The organism is Saccharothrix sp. (genome assembly GCF_031180885.1).
GTDB lineage: Bacteria > Actinomycetota > Actinomycetes > Mycobacteriales > Pseudonocardiaceae > Actinosynnema.
Genome location: NZ_JAPSLK010000011.1, coordinates 79,366 through 105,330, shown reverse-complemented (window position 1 = coordinate 105,330; position 25,965 = coordinate 79,366). Strand labels below are relative to the sequence as shown.

Annotated in this window: 24 protein-coding genes; 7 read left to right on the top strand and 17 right to left on the bottom strand. The window is 72.6% G+C overall.

Annotated elements, in window-relative coordinates; all coding sequences use genetic code 11:
- Window positions 1-31 precede the first annotated feature (31 nt).
- From RIN75_RS16350 to RIN75_RS16325, 6 genes are read right to left on the bottom strand one after another with little or no spacing between them, the layout of a single operon-like run.
- Window positions 32-1,636, bottom strand: coding sequence for a choice-of-anchor M domain-containing protein (locus RIN75_RS16350; protein WP_309112782.1), 1,605 nt, complete (start codon window positions 1,634-1,636; stop codon window positions 32-34).
- The gene (locus tag RIN75_RS16345; protein WP_309112781.1) at window positions 1,633-3,003 is read right to left on the bottom strand and encodes a choice-of-anchor M domain-containing protein; all 1,371 of its coding nucleotides are present in this window, start codon (window positions 3,001-3,003) and stop codon (window positions 1,633-1,635) included. Before RIN75_RS16345 ends, RIN75_RS16350 begins: the two co-directional genes overlap by 4 nt.
- Window positions 3,000-3,872, bottom strand: coding sequence for an anchored repeat-type ABC transporter permease subunit (locus RIN75_RS16340; RefSeq protein ID WP_309112780.1), 873 nt, complete (start codon window positions 3,870-3,872; stop codon window positions 3,000-3,002). The genes RIN75_RS16345 and RIN75_RS16340 overlap by 4 nt, the downstream gene beginning before the upstream one ends.
- A complete protein-coding gene (locus RIN75_RS16335) occupies window positions 3,869-4,621 on the bottom strand; it encodes an anchored repeat-type ABC transporter ATP-binding subunit (RefSeq protein ID WP_309112779.1) in 753 nt (250 codons plus the stop codon). The genes RIN75_RS16340 and RIN75_RS16335 overlap by 4 nt, the downstream gene beginning before the upstream one ends.
- Window positions 4,614-5,402, bottom strand: coding sequence for a TIGR03773 family transporter-associated surface protein (locus tag RIN75_RS16330; protein ID WP_309112778.1), 789 nt, complete (start codon window positions 5,400-5,402; stop codon window positions 4,614-4,616). The genes RIN75_RS16335 and RIN75_RS16330 overlap by 8 nt, the downstream gene beginning before the upstream one ends.
- Window positions 5,390-6,907, bottom strand: coding sequence for an anchored repeat ABC transporter, substrate-binding protein (locus tag RIN75_RS16325; protein ID WP_309112777.1), 1,518 nt, complete (start codon window positions 6,905-6,907; stop codon window positions 5,390-5,392). The genes RIN75_RS16330 and RIN75_RS16325 overlap by 13 nt, the downstream gene beginning before the upstream one ends.
- A gap of 211 nt (window positions 6,908-7,118) precedes the next feature.
- On the opposite strand from RIN75_RS16325, the gene RIN75_RS16320 reads away from it, so the two are divergent.
- Together RIN75_RS16320 and RIN75_RS16315 are read left to right on the top strand one after the other, a co-directional pair.
- Entirely contained in the window at window positions 7,119-7,766 is a 648-nt protein-coding gene (locus RIN75_RS16320; RefSeq protein ID WP_309112776.1) for a choice-of-anchor M domain-containing protein, read from the top strand.
- The gene (locus RIN75_RS16315) at window positions 7,763-8,398 is read left to right on the top strand and encodes a choice-of-anchor M domain-containing protein (protein WP_309112775.1); all 636 of its coding nucleotides are present in this window, start codon (window positions 7,763-7,765) and stop codon (window positions 8,396-8,398) included. The genes RIN75_RS16320 and RIN75_RS16315 overlap by 4 nt, the downstream gene beginning before the upstream one ends.
- A 66-nt stretch (window positions 8,399-8,464) precedes the next feature.
- Here the strand turns inward: RIN75_RS16315 and RIN75_RS16310 are convergent, their stop codons facing one another.
- The 4 genes from RIN75_RS16310 to RIN75_RS16295 form a co-directional block, all read right to left on the bottom strand.
- Entirely contained in the window at window positions 8,465-8,761 is a 297-nt protein-coding gene (locus tag RIN75_RS16310; protein WP_309112774.1) for a hypothetical protein, read from the bottom strand.
- A gap of 237 nt (window positions 8,762-8,998) precedes the next feature.
- Window positions 8,999-9,739 (bottom strand): hypothetical protein, encoded by a 741-nt coding sequence (locus tag RIN75_RS16305; protein WP_309112773.1) that lies wholly within the window; start codon window positions 9,737-9,739, stop codon window positions 8,999-9,001.
- Window positions 9,740-9,863: 124 nt separating this feature from the next.
- A complete protein-coding gene (locus RIN75_RS16300) occupies window positions 9,864-11,930 on the bottom strand; it encodes a carbon starvation CstA family protein (RefSeq protein ID WP_309112772.1) in 2,067 nt (688 codons plus the stop codon).
- A gap of 87 nt (window positions 11,931-12,017) precedes the next feature.
- On the bottom strand, window positions 12,018-12,347 hold the full coding sequence (locus RIN75_RS16295; RefSeq protein WP_309112771.1) for a hypothetical protein: 330 nt from the start codon (window positions 12,345-12,347) through the stop codon (window positions 12,018-12,020).
- A 163-nt stretch (window positions 12,348-12,510) separates the two neighbouring features.
- On the opposite strand from RIN75_RS16295, the gene RIN75_RS16290 reads away from it, so the two are divergent.
- The 3 genes from RIN75_RS16290 to RIN75_RS16280 are packed head-to-tail and all read left to right on the top strand — an operon-like array spanning window position 12,511 to window position 14,765.
- Window positions 12,511-13,995: a sodium:solute symporter gene (locus tag RIN75_RS16290; protein ID WP_309112770.1), complete on the top strand. Its 1,485-nt coding sequence runs from the start codon at window positions 12,511-12,513 to the stop codon at window positions 13,993-13,995.
- Window positions 13,988-14,533, top strand: a complete 546-nt coding sequence (locus tag RIN75_RS16285; RefSeq protein WP_309112769.1) for a sigma-70 family RNA polymerase sigma factor — start codon at window positions 13,988-13,990, stop codon at window positions 14,531-14,533. Before RIN75_RS16290 ends, RIN75_RS16285 begins: the two co-directional genes overlap by 8 nt.
- Complete coding sequence (locus tag RIN75_RS16280; RefSeq protein ID WP_309112768.1) at window positions 14,523-14,765, top strand: hypothetical protein; 243 nt, start codon at window positions 14,523-14,525, stop codon at window positions 14,763-14,765. The genes RIN75_RS16285 and RIN75_RS16280 overlap by 11 nt, the downstream gene beginning before the upstream one ends.
- Before the next feature lie 6 nt (window positions 14,766-14,771).
- Here the strand turns inward: RIN75_RS16280 and RIN75_RS16275 are convergent, their stop codons facing one another.
- From RIN75_RS16275 to RIN75_RS16265, 3 genes are read right to left on the bottom strand one after another with little or no spacing between them, the layout of a single operon-like run.
- Complete coding sequence (locus RIN75_RS16275; protein ID WP_309112767.1) at window positions 14,772-15,527, bottom strand: hypothetical protein; 756 nt, start codon at window positions 15,525-15,527, stop codon at window positions 14,772-14,774.
- Entirely contained in the window at window positions 15,524-16,054 is a 531-nt protein-coding gene (locus tag RIN75_RS16270; protein WP_309112766.1) for a SigE family RNA polymerase sigma factor, read from the bottom strand. The genes RIN75_RS16275 and RIN75_RS16270 overlap by 4 nt, the downstream gene beginning before the upstream one ends.
- 35 nt (window positions 16,055-16,089) lie before the next feature.
- Complete coding sequence (locus tag RIN75_RS16265) at window positions 16,090-18,780, bottom strand: RICIN domain-containing protein (protein ID WP_309112765.1); 2,691 nt, start codon at window positions 18,778-18,780, stop codon at window positions 16,090-16,092.
- Window positions 18,781-19,022: 242 nt separating this feature from the next.
- Between RIN75_RS16265 and RIN75_RS16260 the strand changes: the two genes are divergently transcribed.
- Both RIN75_RS16260 and RIN75_RS16255 read left to right on the top strand, forming a co-directional pair.
- Window positions 19,023-19,250 (top strand): hypothetical protein, encoded by a 228-nt coding sequence (locus RIN75_RS16260; protein WP_309112764.1) that lies wholly within the window; start codon window positions 19,023-19,025, stop codon window positions 19,248-19,250.
- A 199-nt stretch (window positions 19,251-19,449) separates the two neighbouring features.
- A complete protein-coding gene (locus tag RIN75_RS16255; protein ID WP_309112763.1) occupies window positions 19,450-19,974 on the top strand; it encodes a hypothetical protein in 525 nt (174 codons plus the stop codon).
- A 51-nt stretch (window positions 19,975-20,025) separates the two neighbouring features.
- Here the strand turns inward: RIN75_RS16255 and RIN75_RS16250 are convergent, their stop codons facing one another.
- Genes RIN75_RS16250 through RIN75_RS16235 form a run of 4 tightly spaced genes read right to left on the bottom strand, consistent with a single transcriptional unit; the run spans window position 20,026 to window position 25,719 of the window.
- On the bottom strand, window positions 20,026-21,429 hold the full coding sequence (locus tag RIN75_RS16250; protein ID WP_309112762.1) for a tryptophanase: 1,404 nt from the start codon (window positions 21,427-21,429) through the stop codon (window positions 20,026-20,028).
- Entirely contained in the window at window positions 21,426-22,562 is a 1,137-nt protein-coding gene (locus tag RIN75_RS16245; protein ID WP_309112761.1) for a cation:proton antiporter, read from the bottom strand. The genes RIN75_RS16250 and RIN75_RS16245 overlap by 4 nt, the downstream gene beginning before the upstream one ends.
- Window positions 22,559-24,019, bottom strand: a complete 1,461-nt coding sequence (locus tag RIN75_RS16240) for a tryptophan 7-halogenase (protein WP_309112760.1) — start codon at window positions 24,017-24,019, stop codon at window positions 22,559-22,561. The genes RIN75_RS16245 and RIN75_RS16240 overlap by 4 nt, the downstream gene beginning before the upstream one ends.
- Entirely contained in the window at window positions 24,016-25,719 is a 1,704-nt protein-coding gene (locus RIN75_RS16235; protein WP_309112759.1) for an amino acid adenylation domain-containing protein, read from the bottom strand. The genes RIN75_RS16240 and RIN75_RS16235 overlap by 4 nt, the downstream gene beginning before the upstream one ends.
- Between the last annotated feature and the right edge of the window lie 246 nt (window positions 25,720-25,965).

Here is a 25,965-nt window from a genome sequence, read left to right as displayed (position 1 = left end):
CAGCCGCCGCAGGTGCGCCCGCCGCCCCCAGTCAGCCGCTGTGGGTGCGCCTGCGTCGGGTGAGGACCAGTGCCGCGACGCCCGCGGTGGTCAGCAGGATGCCCAGCAGCACCGCCGTGCCCACCCCGCCGACGCCGGTGGACGCCAAGCCCGCCGGCTTGGGTGAGGACCCCGCCGGCGAGGTGGTCGGGACCGGGCCGGGCGAGGTCGTGGTCGACGTGGTCGTGGTCGGGGGTGCGCAGGTCTTGCCGGCGGTCGGGTCGACGTTGCCGACCGCGACGGTGAACACGTCGGAGTCGGTGGTCGTGCGGCCGTCGGCGAGGGTCGCGGTGACCTCGACGGTGAGCCGGTACGTGCCCTCCGCGCCGAACGCCCAGTTGGCGTGCGCATGGGTGCCGAGGATCACGGAGATGGTGTCGGGCAGCCCGTCACCGGAGTCCACCAGCACGGTCGGCGCCACACCGCTGAGGAAGATCCCTACGCGCCCGGGACCCTCCACCGCCGTCACGCGGATCTTCACATCGCCGGAGACTTCCTGCGGAGGCAACGACTCCGTGTTCCACCCTGCCCACACGACGCCGGGGATCTGGGTCTGCGGGATCAGCCACACCGGTGAGCCCGGCGCACCGAGGAACGAGTAGGCCGGGTCGGCGGGCACGGTGTTGCGGGCCGCCGGGACCAGGTGCACCACCACGTCCGCCGGGTCGCGCCACACGGCCTTGTCCGGGCCGGCCGTGCCGTCCTTGACCTCCGTGCGCAGCGCGCCGTCGTGCAGGCGCGGGGCGATGAGGTCCACGTGGCCGTCGTTGAGGACCACGCACGACCCGGGCGGGACGGTCGTGGTCGTCGTCTGGGTGGTCGTCGTGGTCGTGGTTGTCGTGGTGGTGGTGGTCGTCGTGGTGGTCGTGGTGGGGTCGACGCCGGTGCCGGGTTTGACGGTCTTGGGGTCGATCTCGCCCACGGCGATGGCGTAGGTGGCGGTGTCGCGCAGCGGCTTCCCGTCCGGGGTGGTGGCCTCGACGGTGAAGGTCAGCCGGTAGACGCCCTCGGCGGAGAACGTCCAGTTGGCGTGCGCGTGGGTGCCCGTGGCCAGCGGGTTGCGCTGCGGCAGCGGCTGGGACGTGTCGAACACGCGCGGCAGGGGCTCGCCGACCGGGCTCGTGGCGAACACGGTCAGCCGGCCCGGCGCGGGGCTGCCGGGCGCGTCGCCGGCGACGGCGTCCAGGCTCCAGCGCACCGAGGCCGGGTCGACGTCGGCGGAGGTCAGGTCTTCGGTGTTCCAGCCCGCCCAGACCAGGTTGTCGTTCTGGACCTCGGGGATGAGCCAGAGGTCGCTGCCGACCGGTCCGAGGAACTCGTACCCGGGGACGTCCGGCACCGTCGTGTACGCGCCGGGCTTGACGTGCGTGACGACCCGCTCGGGGGCGAAGTCCGTCCCCTGCCAGGTGTAGCGGATGTCGAGCGCTCCGTCTTCGCCGACGACCGGGGCGAGCAGGTCCACGTGACCCACGTCCACGACGGTCGGGGCCTGCTCGGCGGTGGCCGGGCCGTGGGACAGCGCGGTGAGGGACAGGGCGGCGAACGCGGTGACCGCGAGGGCGGCGACCACCGCCCGCGCGCGGGCCGGGGTTGTCACGGGTTCTCCTTGGCGGGGCGGCGGCGGGTGAGCACGAGGACGGCCGTGCCCGTCACGATCAGGGCGAGCGCGAGACCCGTCGTGGCGGGTAGGGCGGCGGGACCGGTGGAGGCCAGGCGGCTCGGCGTGCCGGTCTGCCGGTCGGTGCCGCCCGGCTGCTGCGCTTGTCCGCCGTCGCCGACGACGAAGGTGAAGGTCTCCGTGTCGGTCAGCGGACGGCCGTCGGCGGCCTGCGCGTCGACGGCGAACGTCAGCCGGTACCGGCCGGGTTCGGCGAACGCCCAGTTGGCGTGCGCGTGGGTGCCCAGCGGGACCGAGAGGGTGTCCGGCAGGCCGTCGACGCTGTTGAAGATGACCTCGGGCGCGCCGAACGAGCCCGTGGTGAACAGGCCGAACGGACCCGGCCCGTCGACCGCCGTCAGCCGCCACGTCACCGCGCCGGACACGTCGGCGGGGCGCAGCTCCTCGGTGTTCCAGCCGGTCCACAGCAGGTCCGTCCGCTGGGTCTGCGGCAGCAGGAACACCTGCTTGCCCGCGTTGCCGAGGAAGGACAGCGCCGGTTGGGCGGGCAGTTCGGTCCGGGCGGCGGCAGGGACGCGGAACTCGACGTCGGCGGGTTCGCGCCAGGTGGTGACACCGGTGGCGGTGCCGTCCTTGACCTGGACGTGCAGGCCGTCGGGCAGCAGGCGGGGCGCGACGGCGTCGACGTGGCCCTGGTTGAGGGTGACGCGGCCGGTGGCGGTGGGCGGCTGCTGCGCGGCGGCCTCGATGCGCGGTTGCGGCGCGGCGACGGCCGGGGTCTGCGGAAGCGCCTCCGGGACGTCGGGGGCCTTCGGTGCGGCGGCGACCGACACCGGGTAGTCGCGGGTGGCGGTCAGCGGGGTGCCGTCGAGGGTGTGCGCCGTGGCCTCGACGCGCAGCAGGTGCTCGCCGGCCGGCAGTGCGTCCAGCTCCAGGGTTCCGCTGGAAGCGACGGGCACTACGACCGGTTCGTCCGCCGGGGACTCGACCGGCGCGGCGTCGACTGGCGCGGGCTCAACTGGCGCGGACTCGACGACCGAGGCGCGCAGCCGGACGGCATCGCCGAACACGGTGCCCGGCTCGATGCCGGTGGTGTCCCAGCGCAACTCCACCCGCTCGGCGCCGGCGGCCACCTCGACAGCGTCGGCCGGTGCCGGCTGGTCGGGCGATGTCGGCTGGTCGGGGCGGGGTTCCAGCGCCAGCGCGCCGTTCTCGACGTCCAGCACGGCGTCCACGGCGTCCGCCGCATCCGCGACACGCGGCGTGGGCTCGGCGGTCGCGGTGGGTGTGGTGATCAGGAGGGCGGCGGCCACACCGAGCAGTGCGGCGGTTCGGGTGGGGGTCACGACTTCTCCTCGGCGAGGGCGGCGGCCCGGCGGGGGCGGGTGAGCAGGCCGTGGCGCGGCGCGAAGAACCAGCACAGCAGGAACACCGCGGTCAGGGTCAGCACGATCAGGCCGCCCGCCGCCAGGTCCAGCGCGTACGAGAGGTACAGGCCGAGCACGCTGCCGCCCGCGCCGATCAGCGGGGCCAGCAGCATCATCGCGCCGAGGCGGTCGGTGAGCAGCCGCGCCGCCGCGGCGGGGGTGACCAGCAGGGCCAGCACCAGCACGTTCCCCACCGCCTGCAACGAGATGACGATGGCCAGGGTCACCATCACGTGCAGCAGCACGTCCAGCCGGAACACCGGCAGCCCCATCGCGCGGGCCTGCTCGCGGTCCAGCGTCGCGGCCACGAACCGGCCGTTGAACACCGCCGTGCACAGCAGCACCAGCGCGCCGATCACCGCGACCGACACCACGTCGGAGTCGCTGATGCCCAGGATCGAACCGAACAGGAACGACTCCAGCGACCCGCCGTAGCCGGGCGCGGTGCTGAGGATGACGATGCCCAGCCCGAACGACGCGGCGAAGAAGATCCCGATGACCGAGTCCTCCTTCAGCCGCCGGTTCTGGGTGAACACCGCGATCAGCACGGCGGTGACCACGCCCGCGACCGCGCCGCCGAGCACCAGGTTCGTGCCGAGCACGAAGGCGACCGCGATGCCCGGGAACACCGCGTGCGCCACGGCGTCGCCGATGAACGCCATGCCGCGCAACACCACGTGGCTGCCGATCACCCCGCACACCACACCCGACATCAACGCCACCACCAGCGCGCGCCGCCAGAAGTCGTACTCCCACGGCGCGGCCAGCGCCTCCAGGAACGCGGTCACCCGGTCACCCCCAACGCCTTGAGCAACTGCTCCGCGCGGTCCAGCCCGAAGGTGCGCAGCCAGATGTCGGTGTCCGCCAACGCCGACGGCGGTCCGTCGGCGACGACCGTGCGGTTGAGCAGGCACAGCCGGTCGCACAACGCGGTCGCGGCGGCGAGGTCGTGGGTGGTGGTCAGCACCGCCACCCCTTCGTCGCGCAGGCCGGACAGCAACGTGCTCAGCAACTCCTGGGTGGGCGCGTCGATGCCGGTGAACGGCTCGTCCAGCAGCAGCACCCGGGGCCGCAGGGCCAGCGCGCGGGCGACCAGGACCCGTTGCCGCTGGCCGCCGGACAGCTCGCCGACCGGCCTGGTCCGCAGGTGCGTCATGCCGACGCGGTCCAGGGCGTGCGCCACGGCGTCCCGGTCGCGGGCCGTGCGGCGGCGCAGCGGCCCGGTCAGGTGGGTGCGGCCGGTGGCGACCGCGCCCTCGACGGTGATCGGGAAGTCCCAGGCGAACTCGTGGCGCTGCGGCACGTACCCCACCGAGCCCTGCGCCCGGCGCGGGGACCGGCCGTTGACCACCACCGTGCCCCGGTGGACCGGGACCAGGCCGAGCGCGGTGCGCAGCAGGGTCGTCTTGCCCGCGCCGTTGGGCCCGATCAACCCGACCAGCTCACCCGGCGCCAACCGGAAGTCCACTTCGGACAGCACTTCCCGACCGCCCAGGTGCACGGTCGCGCCGGCGATGTCCAGCACCGGGTCAGCCATCGTTCCTCCTCGCCCGGCGCGACAACAGGACCACCAACGCCACCACGAGCACGCCGCCCGCCGCGATCCAGCCCCACGGAACACCTTGCGCCTCAACGGGTCCCGCGCGGGTGTCGGCGGGCGGTGCGCTGGAGGTCGTGGGGAACGCCGTCGCCGGGTCGCCGGGTCCGACGTGGACCTTCAGCGTGGCGCGGTCGGCGCGGCCGTCCGCCGTGGCCATCTCCACGTCCAGCGAGTAGGCGCCGGGCGCGGTGAACACCCAGTTGCCGTGCACGTGGGTGCCCGCCTCGACCCCGGTCTCCTGCGGGTACGGCCGTCCGCTGCTGAAGATCGTCTGCGGCGTGCCGAAGTTGCCGGTCAGGAACAGCTCGAAGCGACCGGGTCCGGTGACGCCGTGCAACCGCCAGTCCACCTCGCGGCCGACGACCTCGGCGATGCTCGGGTCCTGGGTGTTCCAGCCCGGCCACACCAGCCGCTGGTCCTGCACCTGCGGCAGCACCCACACCTCGCTGCCCGGCGTGCCCAGGAACGCGTACGCGGGGTCGTTCGGCACGGTGGTCTTCGCCGCGTCCCCGATCTGGAGCACGACGTCGGCGGGCTCGCGCCACACCGGCCCGTCCCCCGTGTCGTCGCGGATCTGGAGGGTCCACCGGCCGTCGACCAGGCGCGGACCGAGGTCGACATGGCCGTCCGCGATGACCACCGGCGCTTGGGCGTGCGCGGCCGGGGTGAAGAGCAGTAGTGCGGCGGTCGCGAGCAGGGCCTGGATCAGGCGAGGCACCGAACGATCTCCTCCGCGTTGTGGCGCATCATGTCCGCGTAGTTGCGGGTGCGTTCGTCGAAGGAGTCCCCGTACAGCAGGCACACCCGCACGCCCTGGTCGCGGGCCACCTGGGTGAGCACCGAGCCGCGCTGGGCGAGGTTGGGTTCCATGAACACGGCGGGCACTTTCAGGTTGCGGATGGTCTCGGTCAGCTTGCGCACGTCCTCGACGCTGGGTTCCTGCGCGGGGTTGGGCACCACGAACCCGGCCACGGTCATCTCGTAGGCGCTGGCGAAGTAGCCGAACCCGTCGTGCGTGGTGACCAGGTGTCGGCGCTGCCGGGGCACCTTCGCCACGGTCTCCCGCACCTTCGCGTCGAGTTCGTCGAGCCGGGCCAGGTAGTCGCGGGCGTTGCGGTCGTAGTCCGCCGCACCGTCAGGGTCGGCGGTGCGCAGCGTGTCGCGGATCAGCTCGGCGTACGCGCGGGCGTTGCGGACGTCCTGCCACAGGTGCGGGTCGATCTCGCCGTGCACGTGCTTGCCCAGCACAGCCTGCGGCAGTTGGTGAACCGACGCGCCGGGAGCGCCCAGGAAGGCGAACCGCGGGTCGTCGGGCACCGTGGTGATCGCCTTGTTCGGCACCTCGATCACGGCCTGCGCGGCGGGCACGACGTCCTGGGTGGTGCCGCCGGCGCGGTCGTTGAACGTGTACAGCTCGCCGGTGTCCAGGTCGACGGTCAGGTCGGTGTGCCCCTGGCCCAGCACGGTGGGCGCGATGCCGGTCGGGTCGACGCCCACCGCGAAGGTGAACGTGCTCTCCCCCAGCCGAACCTCCTCGCCGCCGTTGACCAGTGCCGCGCGCAGCGTCAGCCGGTAGGTGCCCGGCGCGGTGAACGCCCAGTTGAGGTGGGTGTGCGCGGCCGGCGGCAACGTCGTGGAGTCCACATCGGACAGACCGTCGCCGGAGTCGAAGTACACCACCGGCTTGCCCAGCGACTCGGTCAGGTACGCCACCAGCTTCCCCGGCCCCTCCACGGCCGTCGCGGTCAGCCGCACCTCGGAGGTGCGCGTGGCGCCGCGCTGCTTGCCGTCGCCGCGCACCCGCAGCCCGAGCCACAGCACGTCCAGCCCGACGTTCTCCACCAGCGGGATCACGTGCGCGCCATAGGTTTCCGACGCTTCGGCCAGCGAGACGTTCGGCGTCCCCTCGCGCGCGTTGGCGTCGATGGCCTTGATCAGCCGCTGTTCCTCCAGCAGCAGGTGGTTCGTGAAGGTCACGTCCGCCTTGGCGACCTTCTTCGCGTCGGCCGGCGTGGGCTCGTAGGAGTGCGGGTCGCCGCCGGGCGGCACCAGCGAGTCGACCCGGACGCGCTCTCCCCCGACGTTGCGGACCAGGTCGGCCAGGATCTCGGTGGTGGCGACCACCGACAGGCCGTCGTCACCCCGACTCCCGGTCGACGAGCACGCGGTCACCGCGAGCAGGACCGCACACAAGGACGCGGTGGCCCGTAAAGGCGCACGCACTGTTCTCGAACCTCCAGACACCCGTCGCCCGACCGGCGGGGCACCGCGAACCTAATATCAATGACAACCGTTTTCAATACGCCATCCGGCCCTACCGACAACGACTGTCGTTGGCGTGTAGGCCGTTCGGGTCTATTGAAAACGATTGTCGTGTGCGACGCTCCCGGCGCGGTCCCACCGGACCGCACGACCCGATTGGAGTGCACCGACCTTGCGCAGAACCGCACGCATCGCCCTGCTGCTGACGGCGGTGACCGGCCTGTCCGGCCTCGTCGCCGCGCCGGCGACGGCCGCACCGCTCGCCACGCTCGACACCGGGCACGTCGACGTGTTCGGCGTCGCCTTCGAGGACGGCGAGTTCGACCTGCACGTCCACGACGAGACCACCGGCAGCGAGTACGCACCCTCCGAGGTGCTGCTGGTCGCCAAGCCCGAGGCGCGCACGACCGTGCCCGCCGACCCCGCCTACGCCTTCCTCGGCAAGCCCGGCGCCCCGGTCTGGGTGCTGCCCCAGGTCGAGGACACCAACCTGCTGTGGCCGGGCATCGCCACCGAGGAGATCCAGCCCGGCGTGTTCGTCGACGGCTCGCTGCGCCTCAAGGTCACCCGCGTCTACGGCCCCGACGACTTCAGCATCTTCACCACCGACGCCGTCGGCGCGCCGACCGTCCTGGTCGACAGCGGCAACGGCCTGCCCGACGGCATCGACCTGTCCCCCGCCAGCCACCTGCACGCCAACTGGGCCTTCGAGGCGGCCGGCTGCTACAGCGTCACCGTCCGCGCCGTCGGCACGCTGGCCGCGACCGGCGAGCGCGTGGTGTCCGCCCCGGCCACCTACCACTTCAAGGTGAACTCATGATCGCCCGCCTCGCCGCCGCCGCGCTCGCCGCCGGCCTCGCCCTGCTCACCACGGGCACCGCCCACGCCGCCGTCACCATCTCCGCCGGGCACGTCGACGCCCTGGACGTCGACTGGACCGGCAGCGCGCTCACGCTCGACCTGCGCGACAGCACCGTGACCCCCGCCGTCGACCGCGACCCGTCCACCGTGACGCTGGTCGCCGTGCCGGCGAGCAAGACCACCGTCCCGTCCAGCAGCGCCTACGCGTTCCTCGGCACGCCCGGGTCGACGGTCTGGGTCCTGCCGCAGAGCCAGGTCAGCGGGGTCCTGTGGCCGGGCATGAACACCGAGGGCGTGCCCACCGGCGTGCTGCAGAACAACTCGGTGACCGTGAAGCTCGTGTCCGTCACCGGTCCCGACGACTTCAGCGTCTACACCACCGGCGCGTTCGGCACGCCGACCGTGTGGTTCGACAGCGGCAACGGCCTGCCCGACACCCGCACGCTGGCGGTCAACACCCACTCCCACGCCAACTGGGCGTTCGAGGCCGCGGGCACCTACACCGTCGTCTTCGAGGTCACCGCGACCACCTCGGGCGGCAGCCCGGTCAGCACCGGCCAGAAGAGCTACACGTTCACCGTGCAGCCCTGATCGCCGTCGAAGTCCGGCCTTGACCGAGGTCCGCGGTGCCCGTCGGCACCGCGGACCTCCGGCGCGTCAGTGCTCGTCGTAGTGCTCGCCGTGAACGGCGTGACGGTGGCCGTCGTGCACGTAGTCCACGTGGTCGCCGTGCGGGACGGCCACGTGACCGCACCCCTCGCCGTGCGCATGGCCGTGCTCTTCGTGGGCACCGTGACCGGCGGGCTCGCACTCGTCGAAGTGCCCGTCGTGCGCCCGGTGGAGGTGCCCGTCGTGGACGTAGTCCACGTGGTCCTCGTGCGGGATGGCCACGTGACCGCAGCCCTCGCCGTGGGCGTGACCGTGCTCGGTGTGCTCCAGATGTGCTGCTGTCACGAGAACCCGCCTTTCACTGTGCACTGGACGCACCGGGACATTAGGCCATGCGCATGTATCGCACGAGTCCACCGCTCACCCGTTCGGGTCAGTGGGCGATGTCGACGGCGATGCGGTCCGGGGAGCGCAGGGTCAGGACGCGGAACCCGGCCTGGTGGCGCACGTCGATCAGGATCGTGGTGAGGTCGGCCGTGGCGTTCACGATCCGGATCGTGCGGACCTGCGCCAGCCCGGGACTCAGCGTCCAAGGGCCGGTGTAGGTCGGGGTGCCCGTGGCGTCCCGTACCGTGCCGTGGCCCAGGTCGACCCGGAGCGCGCCGTCCCGGTAGGCGACGACGTGGCGCAGGCCGGTGTTCGGTCCGGTGAAGTCGAGGACCACGCGGTCGTACCGGGATGCGCGCCGGTGCGGATCGCGGTCAGGGTCGCGTTGCGGTCGTCGCCGGCCGGCGATGCCCGCAACGCGGTCGACGTGGGGGCGGGCAGGTCGTGGGCGACGTCGACGACCAGCCTCGTCGGGTTGGCCAGTTCGAACACCCGGAACCCGTTGCGGTCGCTCACCCCGATGGCGTGGTTGAGGTAGCCGGCGTGGTGGTCGAACCCGACCACGTCCTGGATCGTCGACAGCCCGGTCCGCGCCGGCACCGCCGGCGGCCTGGTGGTGTCCACCGGGTGCAGCGACACCACGAGCACCACCGCCCCGCGCACCGGCACGCGCGTGCCGCCCTCGGAGTAGGCCGCGCGCACGTACCGCGCGGAGTAGCTGGGCATGGTGCCGGAGATGTCGAACACCAGCCGGTCGTGACCGCGGTGGCGGCCCAGCCGGATGCCGCTGACCACCGCGGGCGTGGCCGGCTCGTCGTGGGTGACCACGACGTCCGAGGTGCCGGTCGGCGTGGGCGCGGCGCCCGCGGGCGACCAGCCGGCGAGCAGCGCCAGGGTCAGGGCGGCCACGAATGTGATCGTTCTTCGCGTCGTCATGGCGACGCCTCCTTCGACCGGTCCGGCGGGACGTCGCCGGAGACGTCAGGTTCGAAGAAGCCCTCACCACCAAGGACGCGCCGGCGAACCCGTGGTTGCCACCGGCGCGACCCAGGCCCAGACCTCACCGCACGGACGGCACCAGCTCCGAAGCCACGTAGGGGACCTCGGTGCTCGAAACCTCACCACCACGAATCGTGCGCACCCACACACGCATCGCGTCCACCAGCACCACGATCACCAACAACGCGAAAACGGCCGCCAGCACACCGTCCACAGTGGAATTGGTGACGATCGACTGCATCTGGTCCGCGTTCTTCGCCGGCGCCAGCACCTGACCACTCTCCAACGCCGAGGCGTACTTCTCGCGCTGGGCGAAGAACCCGAGCTTCGGGTCCGCGCTGAACACCTTCTGCCAGCTCGCCGTCAACGTCACCGCCACGTCCCACGCCAACGGCACCGCGGTCACCCACACCCACTTCAGCCGACCGCTCTTGATCAGCAAGGTCGTGCACACGGTCAACGCGATGGCCGCCAGCAACTGGTTGGCGATCCCGAACAACGGGAACAGCTGGTTGATGCCGCCCAACGGGTCACTCACACCCGCGTACAGGAAGTACCCCCACGCCAGCACGACCAGCGCGCTGGTGATCCACAGACCCGGCCGCCACGACACCCGGGCGAACGGCTTCCACACGTTGCCCAGCGCGTCCTGGAGCATGAACCGGCCGACCCGCGTGCCCGCGTCGACCGTGGTCAGGATGAACAGGGCCTCGAACATGATCGCGAAGTGGTACCAGAACGCCTTCATCGCGTCCCCGCCGATCATGCCGGAGAAGATCTCCGACATGCCCACGGCGAACGTCGGCGCGCCACCGGTCCGGGCGACCAGGGTCGACTCCTGCACGGCCGCCGCCGCGGCCTGCAACTGCTCGGGCGTGATCGTGAACCCCATTTGCGTCACGGCCGCCGACGCCGACTGCACCGTCGTGCCGACGACCCCGGCCGGGGAGTTCATCGCGAAGTACAGGCCCGGGTCGAGCAGGCACGCCGCGATCAGGGCCATCACGGCGACGAACGACTCGGCGAGCATCGCCCCGTACCCGATGAGCCGGACCTGCGACTCCTTCTGGATCATCTTCGGCGTCGTGCCGGAGGCGACCAACGAGTGGAACCCGGACAGCGCGCCGCACGCGATCGTGATGAACACGAACGGGAACAGCGACCCGGCGAACACCGGCCCGGTGCCGCTGAACGCGAAGTCCGTGAACGCCGGCGTCTTGAGCACCGGCGTCGTCACCAGCACGCCGACCGCGAGCAGCACGATCGTGCCCACCTTCATGAACGTCGACAGGTAGTCGCGCGGCGCGAGCAGCATCCACACCGGCAGCACCGAGGCGAGGAACCCGTAGCCGACCAGCCACAGCACGAGCGTCCGGGGCTCCAACGTGAAGAACGCCGCCCAGCTCGACGTCTGCACCCAGCCGCCCGCCACGATCGCGACCAGCAGCAGCACGACCCCGATCACGGACGTCTCGGCCACCCGGCCCGGCCGCAGCACGCGCAGGTAGAAGCCCATGAAGAACGCGATCGGGATGGTCATCGCGATGGAGAACGTGCCCCACGGCGACTTCGCCAGCGCGTTCACCACGACCAGCGCCAGCACCGCCAGCAGGATGATCATGATCGCGAACACGCCGACCAGCGCCGCCGCCCCGCCGACCGGGCCGATCTCGTCGCGGGCCATCTGGCCCAGGCTCTTGCCGTCGCGCCGCATCGAGAAGAACATCGTCACCATGTCCTGCACGGCGCCCGCGAAGATCACGCCGACGATGATCCAGATCGTGCCGGGCAGGTAGCCCATCTGCGCGGCCAGCACCGGGCCGACCAGCGGTCCGGCGCCGGCGATCGCGGCGAAGTGGTGTCCGAAGAGGACCCGCTTGTCGGTGGGCTGGTAGTCGACGCCGTCGTCCAGCCGTTCGGCGGGCGTGGCGCGGGTGTCGTCCACGCGGAGCACGCGCCGCGCGATGAACCGGGCGTAGAAGCGGTAGGCGATCGCGTAGGAGCCCAGCGCCGCGGCGACCAGCCAGACCGCGGACACCTCCTCGCCTCGGGACAGCGCCAGCACCGCCCAGGCGAGGGCGCCGACGAGCGCGACCGCGGTCCACACCGCGATCTTCTTCACGTTCATGGATCTCCTTCAACGGGACGGAAAAGGGCGTGCGGCATTACGCCGACTGTCCACAAGCGACAGTCGGTCGACTGGGAAGGGGAACTTCTAGGCGGGTGGTAGTCGGCCCATGCAGGCGCGCAGGCCGGCGTCGGGTGGGAGGTCGGTGGTGAACCAGCGGATCGGGCCGACCCGTCGGCAGCTCACCGCGACGTCGCGGCCGGCCAGGTGGGCGGCGGCGGTCGGGTGGGCGTAGACGGCGCCGGACGGGGTGGCGTCGAGGGGGCGCGCCCGGGCGGGCAGGCGGGTCCGGCGCAGCGCGCGCACCGAGAACTCACCGGAGTCGGCGCAGCACAAGCCGGTCACGTGCCAGTCGACGAGCACCACCTCGTCCGGGCGCAGTGCGTTGCGCGCCAAGGTGTCCAGTCGGAAGGTCACCACACCACCCGCCGGGGTACTGCCTGGTGCACCGTCGCACCTCCTGCTCGTGGGCCTGCGTCACCCATGAGTTGCGCAGCCGGATCGTTCGGTTTACACACATGCCGAAATTCGTGTCGCGTATGTTTCGGCGCGTGCGCCGTGCGACCCCGGAGGATCGGCTGTGACCGGACTCGACGTGCCCGCGCTGCTGTCCTTCGCGGCCGTCCTCGTGCTGGCCTCGGCACTGGCCGTGACCGCCCGCCGGTTCCGCCGCGCCGACGTGCTGCCCACTCCCACGGAGTGGGCGGTGGCCGGCCGCCGGTTCGGCACGGTCACGACGTGGTTCCTGATGGGCGGCACGATCTACACCGCCTACACGTTCCTGGCGGTGCCCGGCGTGGTCTACGCGCAGGGCGCCATCGGGTTCTTCGCGCTGCCCTACACGGTCATCGTCTACCCGCTGGCGTTCTGGCTGCTGCCGAAGCTGTGGCGGGAGGCGCGGGACGTGGGCGCGGTGACGATCGCCGACGTGGTCCGCGTGCGGTACGACTCCCCCGGGCTCGCGCTGGCGGTCGCGCTGACCGGCATCCTGGTCACGATGCCGTACGTGGCGCTCCAGCTGCTCGGCATCCGCACGGTGCTCGTCGTGCTCGGCGTCTACCCGGCGGGCGTGGTCGGCGACCTGCTGCTGACGCTGGTGTTCGCGGTGCTGGCGATCGCGACCTACCGCAACGGCATCCGCGCGGCGGCGGTGATCGCGTTCCTCAAGGGCGTGCTGATCTTCGTGGCGATCGTCGTCGTCATGGTGCTGCTGGGCAACCTGGGCGACGTGTTCGGGGAGGCCGAGCGGCGGGCCGGTGGTGTCGTGGCGGGCGTGGACGGCGGTGTCGTCACCACCCACCTCGACCCGGGCCTGTCCAGCGCGTACGTGAGCCTCGCGGTCGGGTCGGCGCTGGCGCTGCTGGTGTACCCGCACGTGCTGACCGCCGCGTTCGCCGCGCGCGGCGAGCAGGTGCTGCGGCGCAACTCGATGGCGCTGCTCGGGTGGACCGCGGTGCTCGGCTTGTTCGCGCTGCTCGGCGTGGCCGCGCACGGGATGGGGATCGTGACCGGGCAGGGCCGGGCCGAACTGGCCGTGCCGATGCTGGTCGAGCGGCTGATGCCGGGGTGGGCGGCCGGGCTGGTGTTCGGCGCCCTGGCGATCGGGGCGCTGGTGCCGGCGTCGATCATGTCCGTCGCGGCGGCCATGCTGTTCACCCGCAACGTCTACGTCGAGTACGTCAACCCGAACACCACCCCGAAGGCCCAGAACGGGATCGCCCGGGTGGTGTCGCTGCTGGTCAAGTTCGGCGCGCTGAGCTTCGCGGTGCTGCTGCCCGCGCAGGACACGATCAACCTCCAACTGCTGGGCGGGGTGTGGGTGCTGCAAACGTTCGCGGCGGTGGCGCTCGGGCCGGTGACCCGGCTGCTGTCCGCGCCCGGCCTGCTCGCCGGGTGGGCGGTGGGGATGCTGTCGGGCACGCTGCTGGTGACCTCCGGCGGGTTCTCGGCCGTGGTGGTGATCGGCGGCTTCCAGGTGTACGCGGCGGTGGTCGCGCTGGCCGCCAACCTGGTCGTCGCGGTCGCGGTCAGCGCCCTGGTCGACGGGGTCCGCCGCAGTGGCTGACCAGCGCGAACCCGACACCGTGGAGACCCTGGCGGCGCGCGACGCCGACCGGGAGGCCGCGCTGTCCGACGTGTTCCACCGCCACCACCTGGAGCTGGTCCGGCTGGCCACGCTGCTGGGCGCGGAGTCCGAGGCGGAGGACGTGGTCGCGGACGCGTTCTGCGAGCTCCATCGCAACTGGCGCAAGCTCCGTTCGACGCAAGCGGCGCTACCCTACTTGCGAGCGGTCATCGTGAACCTGGTCCGCATGCGGGTGCGCCACCTCCAGGTGGTGCGCAAGCACGTGGAGTGGGTGCGCGAGGACGTCGACTCGGCCGAGGCGCAGGCCCTGGTCCGGGACGACCAGCGCGCTCTGCTCGACGCGCTGCGCGAGCTGCCCGCCCGCCAGCGGGAAGCGCTCGTGCTGCGGTACTGGCTCGGGCTGAAGGAGGCGGAGATCGCCGAGGCGATGGGGATCAGCGCCGGCGCGGTGAAGGCCCACACCGCGCGGGGCATGGCGAAGCTGGGCGCGGTGCTGGAGGCCGACGGTGGGCAATAGCGAACAGCGGCTCGCGGACGCGCTGCGGTCCGCGGCCGACGAGGTCACCACCTCCCCCGACGCCTACCGCCAGGTCCGCGCCCGGTGGCGGCGCAAGGAACGCCGCCGCCGGCTCGTGGTCGCCGTCCTCGCCTCCGCCGTGGTCGTGACGGCCAACGGCATCGCCCTGTGGGCACTCAGCGACGCCTCACCCACACAGCACGTCATCTTCGAGGACCCCGCCCGGCGCTGAGGACCCTCACTTCACGGCCGTGAAGGTGCCCCGGACCGTGTGGGTGCCGGATTGCGCTTCGTAGCGGTCGGCGTGGGCGTCACGGGGACCGCTCTGGTGGTTGTACTGGGCGGCGAACGCGTGTTCTCCGGCCGGCACCGTGCGGTCCGGCTTGAGGACCCAGCGGTAGACCAGCGTGCCGTCGACCTCCTGGACGGTGATGGTGAAGTCGTCGGCGGGACCGGTCTGCCACTGGCCCGTGGTCTGCACGCCGCCGGTCTGGCTGATGCGCAGTTCCACGGTGAGCGCCGTGAGCGGCTGGGTGGTCTTGAGGATCAGCCGGCTCTGGCTCCAGTAGGCGTGGCTGTGCGGGTCGATCGACCCCTCCGCCGCCAGCGGCCCGTCCGACGCCCGGTTCTCGGGTGAGGTCGGGGTCGGGTCGCTCGAACGGCTCGCGGTGTGCTCCGGTTGACCCTGTTGCGGCGGGGTCGGGGCCTCGGTGGTGCGGGTGGTCGTGCTCGGGGCCGGGGTGGTGGCGCTGATCGCGGTGTCCGGGCGCTCCGGCGCGACGACGATCGCGGCGACGGCCACGCCGGCGATCGCCAGGGCACCCGCCGCCGCGACGCCCGCGAACGCCACCCGCGGCCACGACCGCGCGATGCCCGGGGTCCGGCGGACGGTGGCGCCGGCCAGGCCGCGCTGCACGCGGGCCAGCATCCGGCCGCGATCGGGCTGGTGGGCCTCGGCGGCCTCGCGCAACCGCCTGCTGATCTCGTCGTTCACCGGATCCCCCTCCCCGCCGCCACGTCCTGCGCCGCTCGCGCACCGAGCAGGCGTTCCAACTCCGCCAGCCCCTTCGAGGTCTGGCTCTTCACCGCGCCGACCGAGATGCCCAGCGCCAGCGCGGTGTCCTTCTCCGACAGGTCGAAGGCGTGCCGGAGCACCACGCAGGCCCGCTTGCGGAACGGCAACCGGTCCAGGGCGGCCCGGACGTCCACCACGGCGGCGACGTCCGGGCCGTGCGCCTGCTGCGGCCGGTGCGACCAGAACAACGCGATCCGGCGGCGCTCGCGGGTCGCGCTGCGGATGCGTTCCCGGGCCAGGTTCGCGACCACCCCGCGGGCGTAGGCCAGCGGGTGCTCGGCGTCGCGCAGCCGGTCCCAGCGCTGCCACAGGGCGACCAGGGCGTCCGCGGCCAGGTCGTCGGCCGCGTCCGCCTCGCCGGTCAGCAGGTAGGACAGCCGCGACAGCTCGGCGTAGTGCCGGTCGAAGAACGCGTGGAACTCCGCCGACGTGTCATCAGCGAGCATGTCCGCCGGCTGTCCTTTCCGCGTGCTCCGAGTGGTCAGGACGGGTCACCGTACAGCACGCCCCGACCGTTGGTGCCCAGGTAGACCCGGCCGTAGACCTCGAGGTCCCCCGTGATCACGCCGGCCGCGCTCCCGCCGAACTGGTTCCGGTCGTCGTTGATCCGCACCCAGGCCGCGCCGCCGTCAATGGAGCGGAAGATCCCGGTGACGCCGTTGACCGTGCCGATGAGGTAGAGCGCGTGGTACCGGGTGCCCGGGGCGGCCTTGCCGAAGCCGACCGACTCGGCCCGCTGCACGCCGTCCAGCTTCCGGAAGCTCGCCCCGCCATCGGTGGAGTGCGACAGGCTGCCGCCGTCCGCGATCCACAGGTCGCCCGCGTTGCCCGGAGCCGCCTTGAGGCGTCCCCCGCCGAGCCCACTCGCGCGCGCGGTGAAGCTGCGGCCTCCGTCCGTGCTGGCGAACAACTTGCCGTCGCTGAGCGCGTAGAACGTGCCCGGCGTGGCGCGGTCGGCCACGACGGCCGTGCCCGTGGGCAGACCCGTGGACGCCTTCCACGTCTTGCCCTGGTCCGTGGAGGCGTACGGGACCTGGCCCGACGCGGTCCACACCACGGTGGTGCCGTCCGCCGAGATCGCGACCGAGCCACCACCCGCGGCGCTCACCGGAGCACCGGCGAACGGTTCCCAGGTGGCCCCGCCATCGGTGGAGTAGGCGCCGCGTTCTTCGTTGCTGTAGCCGACGCGCACCACGACGTTGGGCTTGGCCTGCGCGAAGTCGATGCCGGTGGTGTTGGTGAAGCGCGGTCCGGAGATCGCGGCGGCCGGCACCCGGTCCAGGTCCTCGTGGCGGAACCCGCCGACGTCGCCGAGCGCGCTGATCAGCTTGCCGCCGGGCGGCGCGACCAGGCCGAGGACCGCGGTCTCCTCCAGTCCCTTCACCGGGACCGTCCAGTGCGTCGGGCCGCCGCTGTCGGCCGCGGTGACGTCGTTGCTGGCCCAGAGCCCCGATCCGGTGCCGTAGAGGACGTGCCCGGAGTCGAAGGGGTCAATGGCCAGCGCGCCCATCCAGTGCCCGATGCCGGTGCCGACGTACGGTGCCGCGGAGGCGTCCCGGACGGCCTTGTCCCCGAGGGCGTTCCAGGTCGCGCCGCCGTCGGTGGAGCGGAACAACTCGTCCGAGGGCCACCAGCGGTCGAGCGTCGTGACCATCACCGTGGACGGGCGCTGCGGGTCCACCGCCAGCCCGGCGAAGCCGAAGCCGTTGCCGGGGATCGGCGAGATGTCCTTCCAGGACCCGCTGTACTTCCACACCGAACCGGCCTTCACCCCGTTCGGGCCGGGGGCGTCGGTGTAGGTCACGTACAGCGAACCGTCACCGGACAGGACGCCGTGGTGCGGCAACTGCCCCGTGGGCTGGCCGGGGATGGCCTGCCAGGTGCCGCCGCCGTCGGTGGAGCGGTAGAGGGAGGTGGTCTTGTCGGCGACACCCACGTAGATCGTCTTGCTGCCGGCGGGCCCGAAGGTCACGAAGGACAGGCCGACGCCGCTGCCGGCGCCGTCCTTGACCGGGAAACCGGTCACCTGGTTCCACGTCACGCCGTGGTCGGTGCTGCGCCACAGGCCGTTCTTGCGGGTGCCCAGGTACAGCGTGGCGGGGTTGGCGGGGTCGATCGCGAGGCGCTCGCCCATGGAGCGGCCGTCCTCGTTGGCGCCGAGCTTGAAGGGCAGGTCGGTGCGCTGGAAGGTGCGGCCCTGGTCGGTGGAGCGCAGGATCGCGCCGTTGCCCGCCCAGTCGTTGGTGTAGGTGCCGGTGGCGAGGTAGAGGCGGTCGGGGTCGACCGGGTCGGTCGCGATGCTCTCGATGCCGAGCATGTTCCAGTCGGGGACCCAGTCGGTCAGCGGGATCCACTTGTTGGTGGCGCCGTCCCACCGGTACGCGCCGCCCATGTCGGTGCGCGCGTACAGCAGGCCCTGGCGGGTGGGGTTGAAGACGAACCCGGTGACGAAGCCGCCACCCGCGATCTGGACGTTCCGCCAGGTGTAGGGGCCGGACTTGACCGGTGCTGTCGGGGCGGGCGTGGCGGAGGTGGTGGTGGGCTTCGGCTGCGCCACGGCCGGCTTTGAGCGCGTGGCGACGACTTCGGCCTTGGCCAACTTCCAGCGCTGGTCGGCACTGTCCCGGTCGGCGGTCTGGACGACAGCCTGGCCGTCGGACCCGTCGTTGACGCACAGCACCATGCCGCTGCTCCGCGACACGATCTTCACCGACCCGTCACCGGCGTCGGTGATCTTCCACTGCTGGGTGATGGCACCGGTGTCCGACTGCTGCTCCACGTTGGCCGGCGAGGCGGCAGGGCGTACCCCCAACACCTTCCCACTGTTGTGGTTGACCAACTGGTAGAAGCCCTCTTCCACCGGCTTCACCCGCCACTGCTGGCTGGCCGCGCCTTTGGTGAGCTTCTCCTGCTGGATCCTCACCCCGTCCGCGGTGTCCGCCCCGGCCACGTCGAGCGCGTTGCCGTTGTGCTCGGAGACCAATTGGTAGTAGGCGGAAGCGTCCACCTTCGCCGCGTCCGGGTCGTCGTCCCGCATGAACAACAGATACGGACTCCCAAGCGCCACCGCTCCCATCACCACGGCGAACACCGTCCACCGCCCACCGTGACGCTTCCCCTCACGCGGCACCACACCACCGCGCCGGCCGCCCGCGGACCGGGTCTCACTCATCAGCAGCACTCCTGGAGTCGCCCAAGCGACCACCACGTGGTCACCCTCGGATCTGCCCTCCAGTTGCCGCCGCCGGCGCAGAAGGTTGCCGCCCGGCCGAGGATTTTTCGTCCAGCCCCCGCTCGGTGCCCGGTGAACCCGAAAGGGACACGTCGTCGTTCGGGGGGTGAGACCGCGAGCAGCGGTGTCCGGCCCGTGGTAGCAGAGAAGCAGGCTGACGAGCAGCGCAGGAGGAGGCAATCGTGAAGCGATTCGGGACAGCTCTGCTGACCACGGCCGCACTGGCGGTGGGTGTGGTCGCGGCGAGCGCCGGGACGGCCGCGGCGGAGCCCGACGAGGTCACCCTCGTGCAGTGCCTCCTGGGCGGTGGCCTGCCGCTGCCCGACGAGGACGGCACCGGGGCGACCTGCAGGGGCGGCGAGCACGACGGCGCACCGGTGACGCTCCCCGAGCTGCCCACCACCGCGTAACGCGGTCCGCCCGCCCCAAGCAGCCATCCGCCGAGGGCGTGAGGCCATGGTGACCGCGCGGCGACCAGCGGCACGATCGGGGCGAGCCGGCGGCGGAGCACCGCACTGGGACCGACATCGGCAGGCAACCTCCCCCTGTGACAGACGTCACTCCTTATAGAGCCGAGGTGCTCGGCTCTATAAGTGAAGGGAGACGAAGATGCTGCGCAAAGCAGTCCTGGTAGTGGCGACCTTGGTCGCGGCGGCCCTGGTCGTGCCCGCGACGGCCTCGGCGGCGCCGTACTGCGGCATCACGTGGGGATCGCTGCCCAAATCGGCGACGTCCACCGTGACCGGGGAGATGATCGGTCTGCGCGCCGGCAGGCACGACTGCTACGACCGGCTGGTGTTCGACTTCCGCGGCAACAGCGACGGCTACCACGTGCAGTACGTCGACCAGGTGTACGAGGACGGCTCGGGGAGACTCGTGCCCCTCCGGGGCGGGGCGAAGCTGCGGATCACCGCGATCTCACCCGCCTACGACCAGTGGGGCAACCCGACCTACACGTTCACCAACCGCGACGAACTCGTGAACGTGACCGGGTACCAGACGTTCCGGCAGGTCGCGTGGGCCGGGTCGTTCGAGGGGCGGACGACGGTCGGGCTCGGCACACGCGCACGGCTGCCGTTCCGCGCGTTCACGCTGCCCAACCGGCTGGTGGTCGACGTCGCGCACTTCTGGTGAACAGGCCGGTGTGGGCCACCACCCGGTGGCCCACACCGCGCGGTCCTCCCGTCACGATCGCCCGAAGATGGACTCCCCGCCGGCCGGGGCGAACCGCGCCTGGAAGAAGCGGAGCACGGGGGGTTCGTGGCTGAACACCAAGCCGCTGGTGATCTCCTCGCGCTCCTGGTGCACCTTGATGACGCTGTCGGCCACGTGGTCGATGTGGCAGCGGGTGTAGACGCGGCGGGGGACGGCCAGGCGCAGGAGTTCCAGGGCCGGTGTCCGGTTGTCGCCGGTGCGCGGGTCCCGGCCCGCGGACACGCCGCCCCGCTCGACGCCCCGCACGCCGCCGACCACGTACAGCGCGGCGGCCAGGGTCTGGCCGGGGAACTGCCCGCGCGGGATGTGCGGCAGGGTCGCGGCGGCGTCCACGCACACGCAGTGGCCCCCGAACGGGCGCACCACGGGCACCCCGGCGTTCCGCAGGCGTGCACCCAGGTACTCCACCTGCGCCACGCGGGACCGGATGTGCTCCTCGTCCACGGACTCGGCGATGCCCTGCGCGATGGCCTCCATGTCACGGCCCGCCATGCCGCCGTAGGTGTGCAAACCCTCGTACAGCAACGCCTCGGCGCGCACCCGGTCGGCCAGGTCCGCGTCCCGCAGGCCGACCCAGCCGCCGATGTTGGCCAGCCCGTCCTTCTTCGCCGACACGACCGCGCCGTCCGTGGGCGCGCACAGCGCGTGCAGGATCTCGGCGACCGACTTGTCGCCCCAGCCGGGTTCGCGCTGCTTGACGAACCACGCGTTCTCCACCGCCCGCGCGGCGTCGAGGAAGACCGGGATGCCGTGCGCGTGCGCCAGCTCGCACACCGCGGTGAGGTTGCCGACGCTGATCGGCTGGCCGCCGGCCATGTTCACGGTCGCGGCGACCGACACGCACGGGATCGCGTCCGCGCCGACCTCCTCGACCAGCGCGCGGAGCTTGTCGAGGTCGACGTCGCCCTTGAACGGGTGCTCGGAGACCGGGTCGTGGGCCTCGTCCACGATCACGTCGTGGAACGTCGCGCCGTTGAGCTCCTGGTGCGCGCGGGTGGTCGGGAAGTACATGTTGCCGGGCACGTGGGTGCCGGGGCCGAGCAGGCAGCGGGACAGGATCGCCTCGCCGCCGCGTCCCTGGTGCACGGGCACGACGTGCGGGTAGCCGTAGTGCTCCCGGACCGCCTGCTCCAGCACGTAGAAGCTGCGCGCCCCGGCGTACGCCTCGTCGCCGCGCATCAGCGCCGACCACTGGCGGTCGGACATGGCGTTGGTGCCGGAGTCGGTGAACAGGTCGATGTGGACGTCCTCGGCGCGCAGCAGGCAGGGGTTCCAGCCCGCCGCGCGGATCGCCCGCTCCCGGTGCGCGCGGGTGGTGGCGCGGATCGGCTCGACCATCTTGATCCGCCACGGCTCGGGCTCGTAGGTCGTCATGGGTGGACACCCCTTTCCGGTGTGGTGACGCGCAGGCGGTTGAGCAGCGGTCCGGTCATGGCCGTGGTGACCAGCGCCATGGCGACCAGGGCGGTGTGGAAGGCGCCGTCGATGACGCCGAGCTCCAGCCCGATGGTGACGAAGACGATCTCGGTGACGCCGCGCGTGTTCATCAGCACGCCGAACACGGCGGCGTCGTGGCGCGGGTGCCCGGCGAGCCGCGCGCCGAGGTAGCCGCCGCCGAGCTTGCCCACCACCGCGACGACGATGACGGCCGCGGTCTCCAGCACCAGCAACGGGTCCAGCAGCGCGAAGTCGACCCGGTGGCCGACCCGGACGAAGTACAGCGGCACGAGCAGCCCGGCGACCGGGGCCAGTGCCTCGGCGCCGCCGCGCCCGACCGCGAACCCGGCCAGGAACGCGCCGATGGCGGCGTGCGGCCCGGCCGCCTCGGTGACCGCCGCCGCCCCGCACGCGATCACGGCCAACACCGCCACCGGCGTGCGCCGCGGCAACCGGGACAGCGCCGGCAGCACCGCGGCGAACGCGGCCACGAGCACCCACGACGCGCCCCCCGACCCGCCGACGACCACGGCGAGCGCCAGCCACGCGGCGGCGTCGGCCATCGCCGCCGCGACCAGCGCCCGCCGCCCCTCGGGCCGGTCGAGCAGGTCGCGCTCGGCGAGGACGCGGGCCAGCACGGGGAGCGCGGTCACCGCCACGGCCGCGCCGACGAACAGCACGAACACGCCCGTGCCCGCCGGGGCGTGCCGCGCGGCCGGCCACACCGCCAGCGCCGCGCCCAGCGCGAACGGCACGACGGTGGCGCCCGCGGCGAGCGGCAGCACGGCGACCACCTCCCGCCCCGGTGCGCCGACCCCCGGCGCCAGCCGCGCGCCCACGCAGAACAGGAACAGCACCAGCCCGAGCTGCGCGACGGCGTCCACCGTGGTCCCCACCCGCGCCGGCACCTCGACGTCCCCCGCCGCGAGCACCACCCCGAGCAGCACGCCGCACGCGATCTCCCCCACCACCGCCGGCTGCCCGAGCCGGACCGCCGCCGCCCCGAACACCCGGGCCAGCCCGAGCAGCCCGAGCAGCACGGCGATCGCGCCCAGCGCGGTCGCGATCACGGGATCGCACCGGCCGCCGCCGGCACCACCCAGCGCCGACCGTCGACGGACGCCGACAGGCCACCGGGGAACATCGGCGGCTCGGCACCACCGCCCAACAGCCCCCGCAACTGGAGGTTCACCCCTTCGGCGATCAACTCGCCCAGCACCCCCGAGCCCAGCACCCCCGAGTCCCGCTCCTCCGAGTCCCGCTCCTCCGAGCCCGCCACCCCCGACCCCGCCACCCCCGGGTCCAGGCGCGCGAAGTCCGCGCCGCTCACCCCGCCCACGAGGTTCACGAACGCCTCCAGCCGCCCGCCGCGCTGCGCGCTGATCCGCCGGGCCTGCCAGAAGTAGGAGCCCTCGTCGACGTGCAGCCCGTAGAACGCGATCAGGAAGTCCCGGAACAACCCGAACTCCCGCCGGTAGCGGGCCTCGAACTCGCCGAAGCACCGGTCCTCGTCCATGCCGGCGAACACGCTGTTGATCGACCGCGCGGCGAGCAGCGCGCTGTAGGTGGCCAGGTGCACCCCGGAGGAGAACACGGGGTCGATGAAGCACGCCGCGTCCCCGACCAGCGCCATGCCCGGCGCCCACAACCGGGTGCGGTCGTAGGAGTAGTCCTTGCGCACCCGCAGCTTGTCGTACGGCGACCGGGTCGCCCGCCGCGCGCCGCGCAGGAACCCCGCGATCATCGGGCACTCGGCGATCAGCGCCGCGTACGCGGCCTCCGGATCGCCCTGCACCTTCGCGGCGGACTCCCGCCGGACCACCGCGCCGACGCTGGTCAGCGAATCCGACAGCGGGATGTACCAGAACCAGCCCGAGGGGAACGCGACGCACAGGATGTTGCCGGAGTTCGGCGCGGGCATCCGGTGCCCGCCCTCGAAGTACCCGAACAGCGCCAGGTTCCGGAACACCGGCGAGTACTCGCGCCGGCCGCCGACGTCGTGGTGCAGCCTGCTGGTGTGCCCCGAGGCGTCGACCACGAACCGGGCCGTGGCGACCCGTTCCGCACCGGCGTCGTCCACGTACCGCACGCCCGCGATCCGACCCCCGTCCCGGACCACCCCGACCGCCCGGTGCCCCTGCCGCACGTCCACGCCGTGCCGCCGGGCGTTGTCCAGCAGCAACTCGTCGAACCGGGTCCGCTCGACCTGGTAGGCGTACGAGCACGGCCCGGCCATGCGGTCGGACGCGGCGAACGCGAAGGTCCACGGCTCGGGGTTGGCGCCCCACCGGAACGTCCCGCCGCGCTTGCGCACGAACCCGGCGCGCTCGATCTCCCCGCGCAGCCCGAGCATCGGGCAGATGCCGTGCACGGTCGAGGGCAGCAGCGACTCGCCGATCTGGTAGCGCGGGAAGAACTCCTTGTCCAGCAAGAGAACGCGGTGACCGTCCATGGTGGTCAGCGTCGCCGCCGTCGCCCCGCCCGGCCCGCCGCCGACCACGATCACGTCGTAGTCCACGCCACTCACTCCTTCCCCGGGTGCGCGGTCACCAGCCCGGCGAGCCGGGCCACGGTGCGCAGGGTCAGCACGTCCCGCGTCGAACACGGCACGCCCACCACGCGCAGCCGGGCCGCGAGGGCGGCGGCGGCCAGGCTGTGCCCGCCGAGGTCGAGGAAGTCGCTGGTCGGCGTCACCCCGCGGACGTCGCCGAGCACCGCCCGGAACAGGTCCGCGACCAACCGCTGCGCCGAGGACATCCCGCGCCGGTCGACCTTGCCGGTCGGGCCGACGGGCATCCGGTCCAGCGCGACGACCGAGGGCACGAGGTAGTCCGGCAGCACCTCGCGCAGCCGGTCCCGGACGTCGGAGAGGTCGGCGCCGGGCGCGGGCACGACGTAGGCGACGAGCCGCACGTCCAGGCCCTCGCCCTCGGCGCGCACCACCGCCTGGCGCACGGTCGGCAGCGCGAGCAGGGCGTGCTCGGCCTCGCCGGGCTCCACCCGGTGGCCGCGGATCTTGACCTGGCCGTCCTTGCGCCCCAACCACTCCAGTCGCCCGTCCGGCCGCAGCCGGCCGATGTCGCCGGTGTGGAACCAGCCGTCGAACCGCTCGCCGTGGAGGTAGCCCAAGGCGACGCACCGCCCGCCGATCACCAGTTCGCCGGGCTGCCCGACGGGCACCGGCCGCGACCGGTCGTCCACGACCTCGACCACGGTGTTGGCGACGGGCCGCCCGATCGCGGGCGCCTCGCACTCGTCGAGGCGGCACGACGTGGCGAACACCGTGCACTCGGTCGGCCCGTAGAGGTTCACCGCGCGCAGCCCCGGGGTGTCGCGCAGCCGCGTCCACAACTCCTGGCCGATGGCCTCACCGCCGAGGAACAGCAGTTCGGGCGGGTGGTGGAGCAACCCGGCGTCGACCAGCGCCACCACGTGCGCGGGCACGGTCTCCACCACGTCGATCCGGTGGTCGGCGACGAAGCGGACGTACCGGTCGGGGTCGGTGCGCACGTCGTCGGGGACCAGGTGCACCTCGTGCCCGCCGACCATCCACAACAGCGGGTCGAACGCCGCGTCGAAGCCGAACGGCAGCCCGTGGGCGACCTTGACCCGGCGGTGCGGCGGGAAGTGCCGGGCCTTCAGCTCGCCGTGGAGGTTGACCAGGCTCGCGTTGCCGACGACCACGCCTTTGGGGGTGCCGGTGGAGCCGGACGTGTAGATGACGTAGGCAGGCCTCTCTTCCTGCCGCCCCAACGGCCGACCGTCACGGCCGGCGTCGAGAACGGTGCCGAGATCGAGGCCGGTGCCGGTGCCGAGGTCAAGTCCGGTCTGGAGGCCGGTGTCGAGGTCGGTGTCGAGGTCGGTCAGCACGACCACCGGGTCGGCGTCGGCCAGGATCGCCTCCCGCCGCCGCGCAGGCAGCGCCGGGTCCAGCGGCAGGGCGGCGGCACCGGTCTTCGCCACGGCGAGCAGCGCCACCACCGCCCCCGCCGACCTCGGCACCGCGCACGCGACCACCGCGCCGGGCCGCGCCCCGGCGTCGCGCAGGCGGCGGGCGACGCGGTCGGCCCACCGGTCGAGGTCGCGGAAGGTCCACCCGACGCCGTCTGCCACCAGCGCCACGTCGCGGGGCCGTGCCTGGGCCCGGCATTCGAACAACTCCCACCAGCCGACGGCGGGCACCGCCCGGGTCGGACCGGCGAGCACGGAAGCAGGAGTTCGCGTCATCAATTCTCCCGAGCGTGGCAGGGACAGTCATGGGCGTGCGGAATTGCCGAAGCGGTTCGCTTCGCGCGCATGCGAATGGATTTCAGCTCACCGGCAGGTATCATCGACGCGGCCGTATAGCGGTGGCCGGTCGACGACCGAACCAGCAGGTCAGCGCGCCCACAGTCCCCGGTTGGTCACCGAGCGTGCCGACCAGTCGATTAAGCCGTATGGGAAGCGTATGTTCGTGTCACCCGATTGGGTGTA